Genomic DNA, 15921 nt, shown 5'->3' on the forward strand with positions numbered 1-15921 from the left:
GCCGCTGCCCGGCACTTCCGTCAGGGGTGCCGGGCAGCGGTGTGTCTGAGGGGCACTGGTTCCTGTCGCGGCGCGTCTTGATCTGCGTCAGGTCGAGGTCCAGTGGGAAGGGCATGTCCAGCTTCACGTGCTCGCGAGAGATGCCGGTGCTGGTGGAGGTGCCAGTCGTCGGCTCGAGCTCGAAGACGTGCGCCGCGGCCCGGCCCTTCTCGTTCTCGACCCGCCAGTAGTGGGGGATCTTCGCGCGGACGTACTTCAGGGCCTCGGCTTCGCAGTCCCGGGAGACTGAGTCCTCGGAGACGACCTCAGTGGCCAGGGCGACGGACTCTCGCCGGTCCTTTCAGACCATCGGGGAAACGGGCAGGTCTCCTGCGAACGTGTGAACGACGATCGTGTCCTTGGCGCGGAACGCCCCGGGGAGCCTGTGGATAACTCCGTGGCTGTCGGTCCGGCCCCCTATCGTGGAGGCAGCGGTCGAGAAACGACACACGGGGGACCGACGGGGGACAGGACCATGAAAGCGACGGGCGGGATCAGCGAGATGCCAAGGGTGACCGAGGGGCCGGGCGCGGCCGACAGCGAGGCGCTGGCCACGCTGCACCGGGTCTTCGGATACGGGGCTTTCCGGGGCGAGCAGGAAGCGATCATCGAGCATGTGGTGGCCGGCGGCGACGCCGTCGTCCTCATGCCGACCGGCGGCGGCAAGTCGCTGTGCTATCAGATCCCGGCCCTGGTCAGACCCGGTACGGGCGTGGTGATCTCCCCCCTGATCGCGCTGATGCAGGACCAGGTGGACGCCCTGCGCGCCCTCGGCGTGCGCGCGGGCTTCATCAACTCCACTCAGGACTTCGACGAGCGCCGTATGGTCGAGGCCGAGTTCCTCTCCGGCGAGCTGGACCTGCTCTACCTGGCCCCGGAGCGGCTGCGCCTGGACGCCACGCTCGACCTGCTCTCGCGGGGCAAGATCTCCGTCTTCGCCATCGACGAGGCGCACTGCGTGTCCCAGTGGGGCCACGACTTCCGCCCCGACTACCTCGCCCTGTCCCTGCTCGGCGAGCGCTGGCCGGACGTGCCGCGGATCGCCCTCACCGCCACGGCCACCCACGCCACCCATCAGGAGATCACCCAGCGGCTGAACCTGCCGACGGCCCGCCACTTCGTCGCCAGCTTCGACCGGCCCAACATCCAGTACCGGATCGTGTCCAAGGCCGACCCCAGGAAGCAGCTGCTCGCCTTCCTGAGGGAGGAGCACGCGGGCGACGCCGGCATCGTGTACTGCCTGTCGCGCAACTCGGTGGAGCGGACAGCGGAGTTCCTGACCGCCAACGGCATCGAGGCGGTGCCGTACCACGCGGGCCTGGACGCGGGCACGCGCGCCGCCCACCAGTCCCGGTTCCTGCGCGAGGACGGTCTGGTCGTCGTCGCGACCATCGCCTTCGGCATGGGCATCGACAAGCCGGACGTCCGGTTCGTCGCCCACCTGGACCTGCCCAAGTCGATCGAGGGGTACTACCAGGAGACCGGCCGGGCGGGCCGCGACGGACTGCCGTCCACGGCATGGATGGCCTACGGCCTGAACGACGTCATCCAGCAGCGCAAGCTGATCCAGTCCGGCGAGGGCGACGAGGCGTTCCGCCGCCGCGCCGCCGCCCACCTCGACTCGATGCTCGCGCTGTGCGAGACCGCCCAGTGCCGCCGCGCCCAGCTCCTCGTCTACTTCGGTCAGGACCCCGCCCCGGCGGGCTGCGGCAACTGCGACACCTGTCTCACCCCGCCGGAGACCTGGGACGGCACGGTCGCCGCGCAGAAGGTGCTCTCGACGGTGGTACGGCTGCAGCGCGAGCGCGGGCAGAAGTTCGGCGCCCTGCAGATCGTCGACATCCTGCTCGGCAAGCGCACCGGCAAGGTCATCCAGTTCGACCACGACCAGCTGTCCGTCTTCGGCATCGGAACGGACCTCTCCGAGGCCGAGTGGCGCGGCGCCATCCGGCAGCTGCTGGCCCAGGGGCTGCTCGCGGTCGAGGGGGAGTACGGCACGCTGACGCTCACCGAGGCGAGCGGCTCGGTGCTGAGGCGGGAGCGGGAGGTGCCGCTGCGCAAGGAGCCGAAAAAGCCGACCGCTGCCCGGTCGCGATCGGCCGGCGCGTCCAGCGGCGACCGCAAGGCCAAGGCGGCCGCTGCCGAGCTGTCCGACGAACTGTTGCCCGCCTTCGAGGCCCTGCGCGCCTGGCGTGCCGAGCAGGCTCGCGAGCAGGGCGTCCCGGCGTACGTCATCTTCCACGACGCGACCCTGCGGGAGATCGTCGCCCGCGGCCCCGCTTCGGTGCGCGAGCTGGGCACGGTGAGCGGCGTCGGCGAGAAGAAGCTGGCGACGTACGGGGAGGGTGTGCTGGCGGTACTGGCCTCCCTGAACGGCCCGGCCCCGGCCGACGGCGCCGCGCAGGAAGCCGACTGGCCGGAGCAGGACGAGGAGCCGGAGCCCGACGACTGGATATAGCGGCTCGAGCGTGCCGGTCTGCCGCGATGCGGGACGGCGTCACAGCCCCCGCGCCGCGTAGGCCCTGACGTCGGCGTCCGAGTCGGCGGTGGCGGTGGCGAGGGCCAAGCGGGCCTCCTCGGTCGCCCGGTGCCGGGTCAGGGCCAGTACGGCCGCCTTGCGCACGTCGGCGTTGGGGTCGGCCAGGGCCTTGGCCAGGGCGGGGACAGCGGTGCCGGCGGTCGTGGCCGACAGCGCGGTGGCGGCGCCGGAGCGCACCTGCCAGGCCGGGTCGGACAGAGCGGCCACGGCGCGGGCGGCGAGCGGCGCAGGGCAGCCGGTACCGGCCAGCGCGCCGAGCGCGGCGCCGCGCACCAGCGGATCGGTGTCCTCGGTGAGCCGGTCCAGGGCGGAGGTGAGCAGCTCGCGATCGACTTCGGTCAGGGACGCCGAGCCGACGGAGGCCAGCGCCTTGGCCACGGTGACCCGGACCTCCCGGGAGGGATCGTCCGCGGCACCCGTGAGCGGCCCCACGGCGTCGACCGAGACCAGCGCCCGTACGGCCTCGGTGCGCACGGTGATGTCGGGGTCGTCCAGTGCCGCCGCGAACACACCGGCCTCGCCGAGCCGCAGAACGCGCAGCACGTCGAGCGCGGCGGCCCGGACCACGGGGTCGGCCTGGGCGAGCGCACCGGTGAGGGCGTTGCCCAGGGCGGGTTCGGCGGGCAGGGTCTCGACGAGTTCGCGCAATGAGGCTGCGGCGGCGGCGCGGACTTCGGCCTCGGTGTCGGCGAGGGCACCGGCCAGGGCTTGCCCGGTGCCGGGCGGCACGGTCTCGGTGAGCACCGAGACGGCCGTGCGGCGGACAGCGGGGTCGGGGTCCGCCAAGTAGCCCTCCAGAGCGGCGAGTTCGGGCTCCGCCTCGGCCAGCTCCAGTAGTTCCAGGAGCCGGGGCGAGACAGTGCCGTGGGCGCCGGCCGGCGCGACGGAAGCGGCGGCACGCGCGGAGGCCGGTCCTGTGGCGACCGGCGCCACCTCACGCGGCCCGGCCGTGGCCATGTGCCCGGGACGGACCTCGCCGATCCGCCGGGAGGGGCCGCCGGCAGGCGCGAACTCCTCGACCGGGACCAGATAGGGAGCCACGGGACGGGCCGTGAACTCCATTGCTCCAGAGGGGGACTTGTGCAGGTCGAGATGGTGCAACCAGGAGGTGTCGTCGCGCCCCGGGTGGTCGAGACGGTCGTGGTAGAGGCCCCAGCGGGACTCGGTGCGGGCGAGAGAGGCGCGGGCGGCCATCTCGGCGCAGTCGCGGATGAAGGTGACCTCGGCACAGCGCATCAGCTCGTGCGGGGTACGGGCGCCCATGGCGGCGACGTCGGCGCGCATCCGCTCGAAGGCCTCCAGGGCGAGGGAGAGCCGCGCGCCGGACTTCGGCGGTGCGACGTAGTCGTTCACGAAGCGGCGCAGCTTGTACTCCACCTGGGGCTGCGGCGGGCCGTTCGGATTGCGCAGCGGGCGGTAGATCAACTCGTGCGCCTCGCGCACCTGGTCCGCGGGAAGCTCACCCTCGTACGCCGTGTACCGGGCGGCGTCCGCGCCTGCGAGATCACCGAAGACGAAGGCGCCGATCATGTAGTTGTGCGGGACGCAGGCGAGATCGCCGGCGGCGTACAGGCGGGGGACGGTCGTACGGGCGTGGTCGTCGACGCGGACGCCGGAGGCGGAGTGGCCGCCGCACAGGCCGATCTCGGAGATGTGCATCTCGACGTCGTGGGTGCGGTAGTCGTGCCCGCGCCCGGCGTGGAAGGTGCCTCGTGTGGGCCGCTCGGTGGAGTGCAGGATCGACTCCAGGGCGGAGACCGACTCCTCGGGGAGATGGCTGAGCTTGAGGTACACCGGGCCGCGGTCGCTGGCGACCTCGGCGGCGAACTCGGCCATCATCTGCCCGGACCAGTAGTCGGAGTCGACGAACCGCTCACCGTGCCGGTTGACCTGGTAGCCACCGAAGGGGTTCGCGACGTAGGCGCAGGCCGGCCCGTTGTAGTCCTTGATCAGCGGGTTGATCTGGAAGCACTCGATGCCGGTCAGCTCGGCGCCCGCGTGGTACGCCATGGCGTAACCGTCACCGGCGTTGGTCGGGTTCTCGTAGGTGCCGTAGAGGTAGCCGGAAGCGGGCAGCCCGAGCCGGCCGCAGGCCCCGGTCGCGAGGATCACCGCGCCCGCGCGGACAGTGACGAAGGCACCGGTACGGGTGTGGAAGCCGACGGCGCCCACAGCCCGCCCCCCGGCGGTCAGCACCCGGACCGGCATCAACCGGTTCTCGATGCGGATCCGCTCCCGCATCTCGCGCCGCCGCAACTGCCGGTAGAGGACCTTTTTGACATCCTTTCCCTCTGGCATCGGCAGTACGTACGAGCCGGAGCGATGGACCTGGCGGACCGCGTACTCTCCGTGCTCGTCCTTCTCGAACTTGACCCCGTACGACTCCAGCCGCTGCACCATCGCGAAGCCGCGGGTCGCGGTCTGGCGGACGGTGGACTGGTCGACGATGCCGTCGTTGGCGCGGGTGATCTCGGCGACGTAGTCGTCAGGTTCGGCGCGGCCCGGGATGACCGCGTTGTTGACGCCGTCCATGCCCATGGCGAGCGCGCCGGAGTGGCGGACGTGGGCTTTCTCCAGCAGCAGGACGTTCGCGCCGCGCTCGGCGGCGGTCAGGGCGGCCATGGTGCCGGCGGTGCCGCCGCCGATGACGAGGACGTCGCAGGTCAGCTCCTCGGCGTCGGCGACGGCGGGAATCTCCGGGGAAGTGGGCGCGGGGGTGGTCACCGGGGTGCCTTTCAGGAGCCGGGCGAGGTGAGGATGTCGCGGCGCAGGGCCACGCGGGCCGGATCGTCCACGGCCCCGCGGTCGCGAGGGCCGGGCACGTCGCGTACGGCGGTCACCCGGCCGGAGCCGAGCAGGGCCACGCGGTCGCCGAGGAAGATGGCCTCGTCCACGTCGTGCGTGACGAAGACGACGGTCGCGCCCGTACCGCGCAGCACGTCCACCAGCAGGTCCTGCATGCCGGATCGGGTCTGTGCGTCGAGGGCGCCGAAGGGCTCGTCCATGAGGACCGCGCGCGGACTGTCGGCCAGTGCGCGGGCCAACTGGGCACGCTGGCGCTGCCCGCCGGACACCCGGTGCGGCAACTGCCCCGCCTGCGCGCTGAGTCCGACCCGCTCCAGCCAGGACTCGGCCCGGGCGCGGCGTTCGCCGCGCGGTACACCGCCGATGGCGAGCGGAAGTTCGACGTTTCCGCGCAAGGTGCGCCAGGGCAGCAGCGCGTCCTCCTGGAAGACCAGCGCACGGTCGGCCGACGGCCCGTTCAGCGGGCTGCCGTCCACCTCGGCGGTGCCGCCCAGCGGGGGCAGCAGCCCGGCGAGCGTACGCAGCAGCGTGGACTTGCCGCAGCCGGAGGGACCGACGACGGTGAGGATCTCGCCCGGGGCGACCTCCAGGTCGACGTCGTACAGCACCGGCGCGTCCGGTCGGCCGAGCACGGCGGTGCGGAAGGCGAGCCGGGTGCCGCGCACAGCCTCCGGTGCCGGCGCGGCGGGAGCGGTGGCGGTCTCAGACGAGGTGCTCATCACGGGCCTCCTCGGTGTCCTTCTGGCCCTGCTGCTGGGGCTGGGCATGCTGCTTGGGCTCGCCGTCGGCACGAACGGGGGCGACGGCGGGTCGGGGCACGCGGGTGCGCCCACCGGGGACGTACGAGGTGCGGGGCAGCCAGCGGGTCAGGCGCCGGCCGAGGAGTTCCACGGCAGTGGAGGTGATCCAGCCGAGGACGCCGATGGTGACCATGCCGACGAAGACGCCCGGGTAGTTCACCACCGTGTAGTCCTGCCAGGTGCGGTAACCGACCCCGTACTGGCCGGAGATCATCTCGGCGGAGATCACGCAGATCCACGACACGCCGATGCCGACCGACAGCCCGCCGAAGATGCCGGGCAGTGCGCCCGGCAGCACGACCGACGCGAGGATTCGCAGCCGGCCGCCGCCCATGGTGCGCACCGCCTCCACCCACACGGGGGCCAGTGCGCGGACCGCGTGCCGGGTGGAGACCAGCACGGGGAAGAACGCGGCGGTGCAGGTGATGAAGACAATGCCCTGCTCGTTGGAGGGGAACAGCAGGATCGCGACCGGGACGAGGGCGATCGCCGGAATGGGCCGGATGACCTCCAGCACCGGGCCGAGCAGATCCTCGGCGAGCCTTGAGCGGGCCACGAGCACGCCCGTCGCCACGCCCAGGACGGCCGCCAGCGCGAAGCCGGTGAGGATCCGGGTGAGGCTGTCGGTGAGGTCGGTCCAGTAGTCGTCTCCGGAGAGCCGGTCGGCGAAGGCCCGGGCCACGTCGGTGACCGTCGGGAACTGCGAGAAACGCAGCCACAGATCGACGCGCATGCTGGTCAGCAGCTGCCACAGGCCGAGGAACACGGCCAGGGAGGCGGTCCGCAGCGCATACCGGACCAGGGGCGGCCGGGTCATGAGGCCCGCTCCAGAGCCTCGCGGTACGACACGGTACGGGCGCCGGCGTGGGTGGTGACGTAGGCCTGCGCTGTCGCAGGAGCGACGAAGGGCAGAAGACGGTCGCCGTCGGCCACCCAGACGGCCTGGTCGGCGAACCAGAGCGTGCCGGTCGTGGCGTCGGGCACATAGGCGGCACGGATGCCGTCCTGGCGCCCGGCCACGTAAGCCAGCAGCTCCTTCGCGGACTTGAAGGGGAGGGTCTTCTCGCTGCCCTTGGGCCACACCTCGCTCGCGGCCGGCGGCGGTGCGGCGGCGAGCCGCTTGGCGTAGGAAGTGCCGAGGGCCTTCTTCACGTACTGGTCGTCGACGAAGGAGTCCACGTCGATGTCGCCGGTCAGCTTGGCGGCCTTCAGTACGGACACGTCCTGCTTCAGCGCGGAGACGAGCTGAGGCTTGACAGCCGGGTCGAAGGTGGCGATGCCGTGGGCGCCGTTGTAGAGGTAGACCACCTCGGCGGGCAGGCCGGTGGCCTTGGCGACCTTCTCCGCGGCAGCGACGGGGTGGGCGTTCAGGTAGTCCGTCGCCTCGGCCTGGGCCTTGAGGAAGGCCTCCAGGACGGACGGGTGCTGCCGGGCGAAGGCCTCGCGGGCGGTCACGCCGTGGAAGGTGGGCAGGTCCAGCTGTGCGCCGTCGTACAGGGCCTTCGCCTTGCCCTGGTACGCGAGCAGGCCCGGCCAGGCAACGAACTGCGACAGGGCGTCCACACTGCCGGAGGAGAGTGCCGAGGCGCCCACGGCAGGCTGCTGGTTGAGCTTGGAGATGCCCTTGTCCGGGTCGATGCCGGCGCGCTGCAGGGCCCGTACGAGGGTGCCGTCGGCGGCGGAGCCGATGCTTGTGGAGACTTTTTTGCCCTTCAGGTCCGTCAGCGAGGCGAGTTTCGAACCGGGAGCGGTGACCACGGTGTTGAGGCCGCCGCGCAGGTTGTAGCCGGTCACCGAGACCAGGCGGGTGGGGCTGCCGAGCTGTTTGCCGCGGGCCGCGTTGAGCAGCAGCGGGAAGTCGCCCATCGAGCCGATGTCGATCTTCCCGGCGGTCATCTGGGCGGTGATCGGGGCGCCGGTGGCGTAGTCCTGCCAGTCGACCTTGTAGGTGTGGCCGTCGTGCAGGGCGTTGAGTTGCTGCTCGAAGTAGCCGAGGGAGCGCAGAAGTGTCCCCGCGGTGACGGTGTTGATGGTCTTGGACTGGTAGCCGACGGTCACGGTGACCGTGGAGCCGCTGCCCGCCTCGGCGCTCCCGCCGCAGGCGGACAGGGGAAGGAGGAGCGCGACGGCGGACAGAGTAACTGCCGTGCGTTTCATGATGGTTCGGCCTCTCGCCGGAGCGGGTCTGAAGGGTCAGCGCAGCAGGTAGGGCATGTTGACCGTGACGGCTCCGGTGGGGCAGCGGGCCGCGCACGGGCCGCAGTACCAGCACTCGTCGACATGCATGTACGCCTTGCCGCTGCTGTCGTCGATGGCGAGGGAGTCCAGCGGGCACATGTCCACGCAGAGGGTGCAGCCGTCGATGCACTTCGACTCGTCGATGGTCACGGGCACGTCGGCCCGCTGGGGCGCCAAGGGCATGGCTGTCTCCAGGAAACGTGCTGGCAGGGTGGGTGTGGCGGCCGGTCAGTTCGACCGGTGGAGCAGGCCGCTCATGGTGGTGCGGTCGCCGCGGAAGCGGATGAACTCCAGGTCGACGGGGCGGCCGTCGGCGAGATGGGTGAGGCGTTCCAGCATCAGTACGGCGGCACCGCGCGGGGCCTGGAGCACGGTGGCGGAGTGGGCGTCCGCGTTCACCGCTTCCAGGGTGATCTCGGCGTGGCCGAGTCGCTGGCCGGTGATGGCTTCCAGGAGGCGGAAGACATCGGTGTTCTCCAGGTCGGCGCCGAGCAGGGCGGTGCCGAGATCGAGCGGGATGTAGGTGAGGTCGAGGGAGAGGGGGAGGCCGTTGAGGCGGCGCAGGCGCTCGATGTAGAGCACGTCCGCGCCGGCCGGGATGCCGAGGCGGTCGGCCACCGGGGCGGGTGCGGGGGCGGGGCCCATGGTGCGGACCTCGTTGGTGACGCGACCGTGTTCGCGGAGGGTTTCCGCGAGGCCCATCAGACGGTCGAGCCCGTGCGGGTATTTCTGGGCGACGACGACGGTGCCGACTCCCGGCAGCCGCTCCACCAGGCCCTCGGCCCGCAGCAGGTCGAGGGCTTGGCGGACGGTGTTGCGGGAGGCGCGGTAGTCGGCGGCGAGGGTCTGCTCGTGGGGGAGGGGGCCGTTCTGGAAGGCGCCGGTGATGATCTGGTGGCGCAGCAGATCGGCGAGCTGCCGGGCCCGGTCCGCGCGTAGCCGACGACGCGTGCGGTGGGCTGCGACGGTGGTCGCGGCGCCCTGACCGGCATGGTCTCGGGGGCGGTCGGTGGCTGGCATGGCTGGAACCATACCGATGAGGTAGGGAAAGTCGTGTTGCTGCAGTGTTGCGCCAGGTGAGGGGCTGTGGGGCGGGGCGCTGAGCTGGGTGTTTCCTCGGTCGGGCAGCAAGATCTGCCACCTGGCGGCCCTGTCAGGACAGCGCCGTCAGCCCCGGAGCGAAGGTGATCAGCAGGGGCAGCAGCGGCACCAGGGCGGCCACCGTCGTCGTCAGGGCGCGGTGCCGGCGCAGCAGGCGGGGTGGGGGCTCCAGCAGGCGGTCCACGCGCTCGCCCAGCAGACGGCGGCTGGAGTCGCAGGAGAGGACGCCACGGTGCTGGTTCAGCTCGATCAGCGCCAGGGCCGTGGTGAGGTGTCCGCAGCGCCGGGACGCCGTGTCGTCGGCGGCCAGTTCGACCAGGCGGTGCGTCTGGTCGCAGAAGTGGGCGAAGAGCGGCACGCGCGGGAAGCCCGTGGCGAGCGCGGTGGACAGATGCAGCAGCCAGTCGTGGTGGGCACGCGCGTGCCCGCGTTCGTGGGTGAGGACGGCGTCCAGCTGGTGGTCGGTGAGCCGGTGCAGCGCCCCCGTGGTGACGACCAGCTGCGGCGGATGTCCGGGCATCCACCACGCGTCCGGGTACTCGTCCTCCAGCACCAGCATCGGTCCGCGTGCCGCCGGCAGATCGGGGGCACGCTCGCGCAGCTGCGCCCGGGCCTGGCCACGGCTGCGGCGGGCCTCGACGATTTCCCGGGCCAGCATCGCCGTGGTCCAGGCGGCCCCGAAGGCCAGCAGCATGGTGAGGGCGGTGGCCCATACCGGTGCCGCCGAGAGGTCGTACGCGGCGGTGACGGAGGGCGGGGCGGGGGCGAAGACGCGGTCACGGACGGTGTGGAAGACGGCAGCCGTGCCCAGGACCAGTGCGGCCAGGCAACACAGCAGGACGGTGGCGACCAGGCACTGCCACACCCACAACGCGACCACGGGGTCCCGCTCGGGCCAGGCGGCACGGGTCAGCGCGCGCGGTGCCGGCAGGGCGGCCGTCAGGGCGACGACGCTCAGCAGGAGCAGGCAGACGGTCATGCCGGGGCTCCGGTTCCTGGTCGGAGAGGCGTGCGGGTGTCGGTGGTGCCGAGGGCGCGCCGCGCGGGTCCGGATCGGGCCGCGCGTCGCGTGTCCCCGCCAGTATGACGAAAACCGGCCGCACGAGGCAGGTGTCGGGGACGATCCTCGCGCGGTGCGGCGCCCGCGCGCGGGCGCCCACGTACCACCGCTGCCGCTCCCGCGCGGCCTCGTGGCTGTCCCGGTGGCCCCAGCCCTCGCCCCGCGGAGCCCCCTGTCGGTTGCTCGCGCAGCGCTCCCTGAAAGGCTCCGCACGGCCCGGGTGCGGCCCCGCGCGGCCGGGTACGGCCCGGTACGGCCCGTACCGCCTCGTCGTCGCTACCGGATGCCGGTCACCGCGTCACGACCCGGCCGCTGACCTCTCCCAGGCCGACCCGGTGTCCGTCCGCACCGGGGGCCCACGCGGACAGTGTCACCACGTCCCCGTCCTCCAGGAAGGCCCGCTTGCCGTCGGGGAGTTCGAGGGGCTCGCGGCCGTTCCAGGTCAGCTCCAGGAGGGAGCCGCGCTGGCGGTCCTCGGGGCCGCTCACCGTGCCCGAGCCGTACAGGTCGCCGGTGCGCAGCGAGGCGCCGTTCACCGTCATGTGGGCGAGCTGCTGGGCGGCGGTCCAGTACATGGTCGAGAACGGCGGCTCGGAGACCACCTGGCCGTTGATCGTGACGGAGATCCGCAGGTCGTAGCCGCCCGGCTCGATGCCCGGCGCAGAGTCGTCCAGATAGGACAGCAGGGGGTGCGTGCGTTCCGGCGCGGCCACGCGCGCGTGCTCCAGTGCTTCCAGCGGGGTGACCCATGCCGACACCGAGGTCGCGAAGGACTTGCCGAGGAAGGGGCCGAGGGGGACGTACTCCCAGGCCTGGATGTCCCGCGCGGACCAGTCGTTCAGGAGGCACAGGCCGAAGACGTGGTCGCGGAAGTCGGCCAGCGCGACCGGGCTGCCGAGCTCGGACGGGGTGCCCACGACGAAGCCGACCTCGGCCTCGATGTCCAGCCGGATCGACGGGCCGAACACGGGGGCCGGGTCGCCGGGGCCCTTGCGCTGCCCGGACGGTCGTACGACGTCCGTGCCCGAGACGACGACCGTGCCGGAGCGCCCGTGGTAGCCGATGGGCAGGTGCTTCCAGTTGGGCGTGAGGGAGTCCTCGGCGTCCGGGCGGAAGATCTGGCCGACGTTCCTGGCGTGGTTCTCCGAGGCGTAGAAGTCGACGTAGTCCGCGACCTCGAAGGGCAGGTGCAGGGTCACCTCGGACAGGGGGCGGTACAGCGGCTCGACGACCGTGCGGTGCACGGGGTCCGTGACCCAGGCGGTGATCGCGCGCCGTACCTCCGACCAGGCCGTGCGGCCGGCGGCCAGCAGCGGATTGAGGGTGGGGCGGGCGAGCAGGGTGTGGTGCGGCGAGCCGAGGGCCGTGGCGGCGGCACCCGCGTCGAGGACGTGGTCCCCGAGCCGGACGCCGACCCTCCGCTCCGTGCTGCCGGACGGCGAGAACACGCCATAGGGAAGGTTGTGCGGGCCGAAGGGGTCGCCCTCGGGGACGTCGAAGGGGGGCATGGGGTGCTGCCTCACTCTCATCCGGGCCATGCATGGCGATGCGTTCCATGTGGTCGCGCCACACGTTACGGCCGTGACGCGTGTCTTGGGCAGTGCCTCAGGGGCCAACCGTGCGGTGTCACCAGAGTCACCCGCGCGGTGTCCAAAGGGTTGCCCGCGCGATGCCTAAAGGGTTCGCAATGTCCGAATAAGCCTTGTCGGATTGGGCAATTCCGGCTTAGCGTCCTTTGGGGACACGGACGGGGTAAATCCGTTCCGTTGGGGGACACGTGGGGGGACCCGTGGCCGGAGACGCCGTCAGTGTGCCGTTCGAAGCGGACCGTGACGTGCCGGGACTCATCGTCAAGTTCGGCGACTATCCGCTGCACCACGGCGGTGTCGGCGCGATCCGCAGTCTGGGCCGCCTCGGCGTGCCCATGTATGCCATCACCGAGGATCCGTACACGCCCGCGGCCTCCTCGCGTTATCTGAAGAAGGCGTTCGTGTGGCCGACGACCGGCGCGGAGGACCCGGGCCACCTGGTCGAGGGCCTGCTGCGCATCGGCCGCCGGATCGGTCGCCCGACCGTCCTGATCCCGACCGACGAAGAGGCCGCCGTACTGATCGCCGAGCACCAGGACGATCTGGCCGGATCTTTTCTCTTCCCGCGGGTCGAGCCGGAGCTGCCGCGCCGGCTCGCCAGCAAGCAGGGCCTGCACGAACTGTGCGTCGAGCACGGCGTCGCGAGCCCGTCGGCCGTGTTCCCGGAGTCGTACGACGACATCGTCGCCTTCGCCGGCACGGCCCGCTTCCCGGTGGTGGCCAAGAACCGCGAGGCGTTCGTACGGCGTCGGCGGCCCGCCGTGAACGGCACCACGCGGATCGCCACCCGCGCGGGTCTGCTCACCCTGGCCCGCGACTGGGGCGAGGAACCGGGCGTGATCCTCCAGGAGTACCTGCCCCGGGAGGAGGCCGAGGACTGGATCGTGCACGCCTGCTTCGGCCCGGACTCCACCCCGCTCGCGCTGTTCACCGGTGTCAAGGTCCGCTCGTGGCCGCCGCACGCCGGCATGACGGCGAACGCGTACGTCGTCGACAACCCGGAACTCGCCGACCTCGCCGCGCGTTTCATCAAACAGATCGGCTTCACCGGCATCATCGACCTCGACCTGCGCTTCGACCGGCGCGACGGACAGTACAAGCTCCTGGACTTCAACCCGCGCGTGGGCGCCCAGTTCCGGCTCTTCGAGAACGAGTCGGGGGTGGACGTCGTCCGCGCCATGCACCTGGATCTCACCGGCCGCGCCGTACCGGAGGGGGAACAGCGCGCCGGACACCGCTACGTCGTGGAGAACATCGACCTGCCCGCCCTCCTCGCCTACCGCCGCAGCGGCTATACGACGCCGCACGCGCCCGCGAAGGCGAGCGGGACGGAGCTGGCCTGGCTCGCGGGTGACGACCCGCTGCCGTTCCTCACGATGCTCGCCCGCTTCGTGCGCCCGGGCGCGAAGCACCTCTATCAGCTGTGGCGCACCAACCGCCGCGGCAGCAGCACCTCCACGAAGTAGGCAAGGCACCACACGAAGTAGGCAAGGCCACCACGCGTGGCACACCGTGTCCTGGGGAGGGACTTCGTGACTCGACCGGTTGCAGTCATCGGGGCCGGGCCGTTCGGCCTGTCCACCGCCGCCCATCTCCGCGCGCGCGGCATCCCCGTCCGCGTCTTCGGCGACCCCATGGTCAGCTGGCGCGCCCACATGCCCGAGGGCATGCTCCTGAAGTCGACGCCCGCCGCCTCGAACCTCGACTGCCCGCAGCCCGGCCACACCCTCGCCGACTACTGCGACGCGGCCGGTATCCGTCGCCTGGTGACCGACGAGGACATCATCCCGGTGGAGACCTTCATCGCGTACGGCGAGTGGTTCCAGCAGAAGCTGCTGCCCGGCCTGGAGCGGGTGCGGGTCGTGTCCGTCGACCGCGCCAAGAGCGGGGGGTTCGAACTCAAGCTGGACTCGGGGGAGTTGTTCACCGCGCGCGCGGTCGTGGTCGCCACCGGCCTGTCCGGTCTCGCCCATCTTCCGGCGGAGCTGGCGGGAGCGGTGGCCGACGGACCCGCTGCGACCGGACCGGTCTCGCACAGCTCCCAGCATCACGATCTCGGCCGGTTCGTCGGCAAGGAGCTGATCGTCGTCGGCGCCGGCCAGTCCGCGCTGGAGACGGCGGCACTCGCCGGTGAAGCGGGCGCACGCGTGCGCGTGGTCGCGCGCGGCAGCGGCCGGGTCGCCTTCGGCGCCGCGCCGTGGGAGCAGCCGAAGCTACGCCCCGGGTCCCCCTTCGGCCGCGCCTGGTCGCTGTGGGCGCTCAGCTACTACCCGCACCCCTACCGCTACCTGCCCGAAGCCACCCGTCACTACCTGGTCCGCCGGGTCCTCGGCCCACTCGGCGCCTGGTGGCTGCGTGAGCGCTTCCAGAGTGCCGTGCGGGTGCGGGAGGTCGAGCGGGTCGTCACCACCGAGGCACCGGACGGCACCCCCGTCCTCACCGTCCGCACGCTCGACGGCCGCACCGAGCGGCTCACCGCCGACCACGTCATCGCGGCCACCGGCTACCGCGTCGCCCTCGCGGCGATGGACTTCCTCGGCCACGAACTGCGCACCCGGCTCGCGGTGAGCCGGGGTACGCCGAGGCTCGGCCCGGGTTACGTCTCCTCCGTCCCCGGCCTGTACTTCACCGGCCTTCCGGCGGCGTCGTCGTACGGCCCGGTGATGCGCTTCGTCTGCGGCACGGAGTTCGCCTCTCCGCGCCTGGCGCACCACTTGGCGGCGGCCCACGGCTGACCTCCGCGCGCACCGGGCCGACGGGCGCAACGCGCGCGTACGGTCACACGGTGGTCCTGCGTGAGACCAACGCGTGCCCGCCATCAGCCAGCCGGAGGGCACCACTTGGGGATGATGAGCACGTAAGTACGCAGGACGACAAGATGAGTCGGCGGGGCGCCGTATCCGTATTCTCTGATCATGGCAGCCTCCCCCGCATATGCACTGATCGCCACTGACCTGGACGGAACGCTGCTGCGCGGCGACGACACGGTCTCCGACCGGTCGCTCGCCGCGCTCGCGCGGGTGGCGCGGGCCGGTGCCCGGCACCTGGTGGTGACGGGCCGCCCGGCCCCGCGGGTACGGCCGCTGCTCGCGTACCTCGGCTGCACGGGGCTCGCGGTGTGCGGACAGGGCGCGCAGGTCTACGACGCCGCAGCGGGCCGTTTGCTGTGGTCGGTCCGGCTGGACCGGGAGCTGGCCGAGACCGCGCTCGGCAAGATCGAGGCCGAGGTGGGGCAGGTCTACGCGGCCGTGGACCAGGACGGCGTCGACGGGCTCACGCTCATCGAGCCCGGGTACCGGATGCCGCACCCGACCCTGCCCGCGGTGCGGGTCGGCCGGCGCGACGACCTGTGGTGCGCACCCATCAGCAAGGTGCTGCTGCGCCACGCCACCCTGTCCGACGACGAGTTGGCGGCCGTCGCGCGCGCGGTGGTGGGCTCGCTGGCGACGGTCACCATGTCGGGGCCGGGGACCGTGGAGCTTCAGCCGTGCGGGGTGACCAAGGCGACCGGGCTGGCGCTGGCCGCCGAGCGGCTGGGGATCGCGGCCGGACGGGCCCTGGCGTTCGGGGACATGCCCAACGACGTCCCGATGCTCGACTGGGCCGGGCGCGGAGTGGCCATGGCCAACGCGCACCCCGAACTCAAGGCGGTGGCCGACGAGATCACCTTGTCGAACGAGGACGACGGCATCGCCGTCGTCCTCGAACGACTCTTTCCGACCGACTGACCGGCACATCAGTACGTGCCGG

Annotated in this window: 12 protein-coding genes and 1 pseudogene; 4 read left to right on the plus strand and 9 right to left on the minus strand. The window is 72.0% G+C overall.

Annotation, left to right across the window (positions count from 1 at the left end; translation table 11 throughout):
* Nucleotides 1–67: 67 nt before the first annotated feature.
* A pseudogene (locus ADK64_RS42405) lies at nucleotides 68–328 on the minus strand (Uma2 family endonuclease); the annotation flags it as partial.
* 186 nt (nucleotides 329–514) lie between these two features.
* On the opposite strand from ADK64_RS42405, the gene recQ reads away from it, so the two are divergent.
* A complete protein-coding gene (gene recQ, locus ADK64_RS02870; RefSeq protein WP_053654547.1) occupies nucleotides 515–2497 on the plus strand; it encodes a DNA helicase RecQ in 1983 nt (660 codons plus the stop codon).
* Between the two features lie 39 nt (nucleotides 2498–2536).
* On the opposite strand, the gene ADK64_RS02875 is transcribed toward recQ, so the two are convergent.
* From ADK64_RS02875 to fahA, 8 genes are all read right to left on the minus strand, one after another.
* Entirely contained in the window at nucleotides 2537–5302 is a 2766-nt protein-coding gene (locus tag ADK64_RS02875) for a fumarate reductase/succinate dehydrogenase flavoprotein subunit (protein ID WP_053654548.1), read from the minus strand.
* A gap of 11 nt (nucleotides 5303–5313) precedes the next feature.
* Nucleotides 5314–6102, minus strand: a complete 789-nt coding sequence (locus ADK64_RS02880) for an ABC transporter ATP-binding protein (RefSeq protein ID WP_053654549.1) — start codon at nucleotides 6100–6102, stop codon at nucleotides 5314–5316.
* The gene (locus ADK64_RS02885; RefSeq protein WP_078992459.1) at nucleotides 6086–7000 is read right to left on the minus strand and encodes an ABC transporter permease; all 915 of its coding nucleotides are present in this window, start codon (nucleotides 6998–7000) and stop codon (nucleotides 6086–6088) included. The genes ADK64_RS02880 and ADK64_RS02885 overlap by 17 nt, the downstream gene beginning before the upstream one ends.
* Entirely contained in the window at nucleotides 6997–8340 is a 1344-nt protein-coding gene (locus tag ADK64_RS02890) for an ABC transporter substrate-binding protein (protein WP_053654550.1), read from the minus strand. The genes ADK64_RS02885 and ADK64_RS02890 overlap by 4 nt, the downstream gene beginning before the upstream one ends.
* 36 nt (nucleotides 8341–8376) lie before the next feature.
* A complete protein-coding gene (locus ADK64_RS02895) occupies nucleotides 8377–8604 on the minus strand; it encodes a 4Fe-4S dicluster domain-containing protein (RefSeq protein ID WP_016437651.1) in 228 nt (75 codons plus the stop codon).
* 45 nt (nucleotides 8605–8649) lie between these two features.
* Nucleotides 8650–9441 carry a GntR family transcriptional regulator gene (locus ADK64_RS02900; protein WP_053654551.1) on the minus strand — a complete coding sequence of 264 codons (792 nt, stop codon included), beginning with the start codon at nucleotides 9439–9441 and terminating at the stop codon, nucleotides 8650–8652.
* Nucleotides 9442–9574: 133 nt separating this feature from the next.
* Entirely contained in the window at nucleotides 9575–10501 is a 927-nt protein-coding gene (locus tag ADK64_RS02905; protein WP_053654552.1) for a M56 family metallopeptidase, read from the minus strand.
* Between the two features lie 371 nt (nucleotides 10502–10872).
* Nucleotides 10873–12090 carry a fumarylacetoacetase gene (gene fahA / locus ADK64_RS02910; RefSeq protein ID WP_053654553.1) on the minus strand — a complete coding sequence of 406 codons (1218 nt, stop codon included), beginning with the start codon at nucleotides 12088–12090 and terminating at the stop codon, nucleotides 10873–10875.
* Nucleotides 12091–12392: 302 nt separating this feature from the next.
* Between fahA and ADK64_RS02915 the strand changes: the two genes are divergently transcribed.
* The 3 genes from ADK64_RS02915 to ADK64_RS02925 all read left to right on the plus strand — a co-directional run bounded on the left by ADK64_RS02915 (nucleotide 12393) and on the right by ADK64_RS02925 (nucleotide 15899).
* Nucleotides 12393–13637, plus strand: a complete 1245-nt coding sequence (locus ADK64_RS02915; RefSeq protein WP_053654588.1) for a D-aspartate ligase — start codon at nucleotides 12393–12395, stop codon at nucleotides 13635–13637.
* A 66-nt stretch (nucleotides 13638–13703) separates the two neighbouring features.
* Nucleotides 13704–14906, plus strand: coding sequence for an FAD-dependent oxidoreductase (locus tag ADK64_RS02920; protein ID WP_053654554.1), 1203 nt, complete (start codon nucleotides 13704–13706; stop codon nucleotides 14904–14906).
* Nucleotides 14907–15086: 180 nt separating this feature from the next.
* On the plus strand, nucleotides 15087–15899 hold the full coding sequence (locus ADK64_RS02925) for an HAD family hydrolase (protein ID WP_053654555.1): 813 nt from the start codon (nucleotides 15087–15089) through the stop codon (nucleotides 15897–15899).
* The last annotated feature ends 22 nt before the right edge of the window (nucleotides 15900–15921 follow it).

The organism is Streptomyces sp. MMG1121, assembly GCF_001280015.1.
GTDB lineage: Bacteria > Actinomycetota > Actinomycetes > Streptomycetales > Streptomycetaceae > Streptomyces.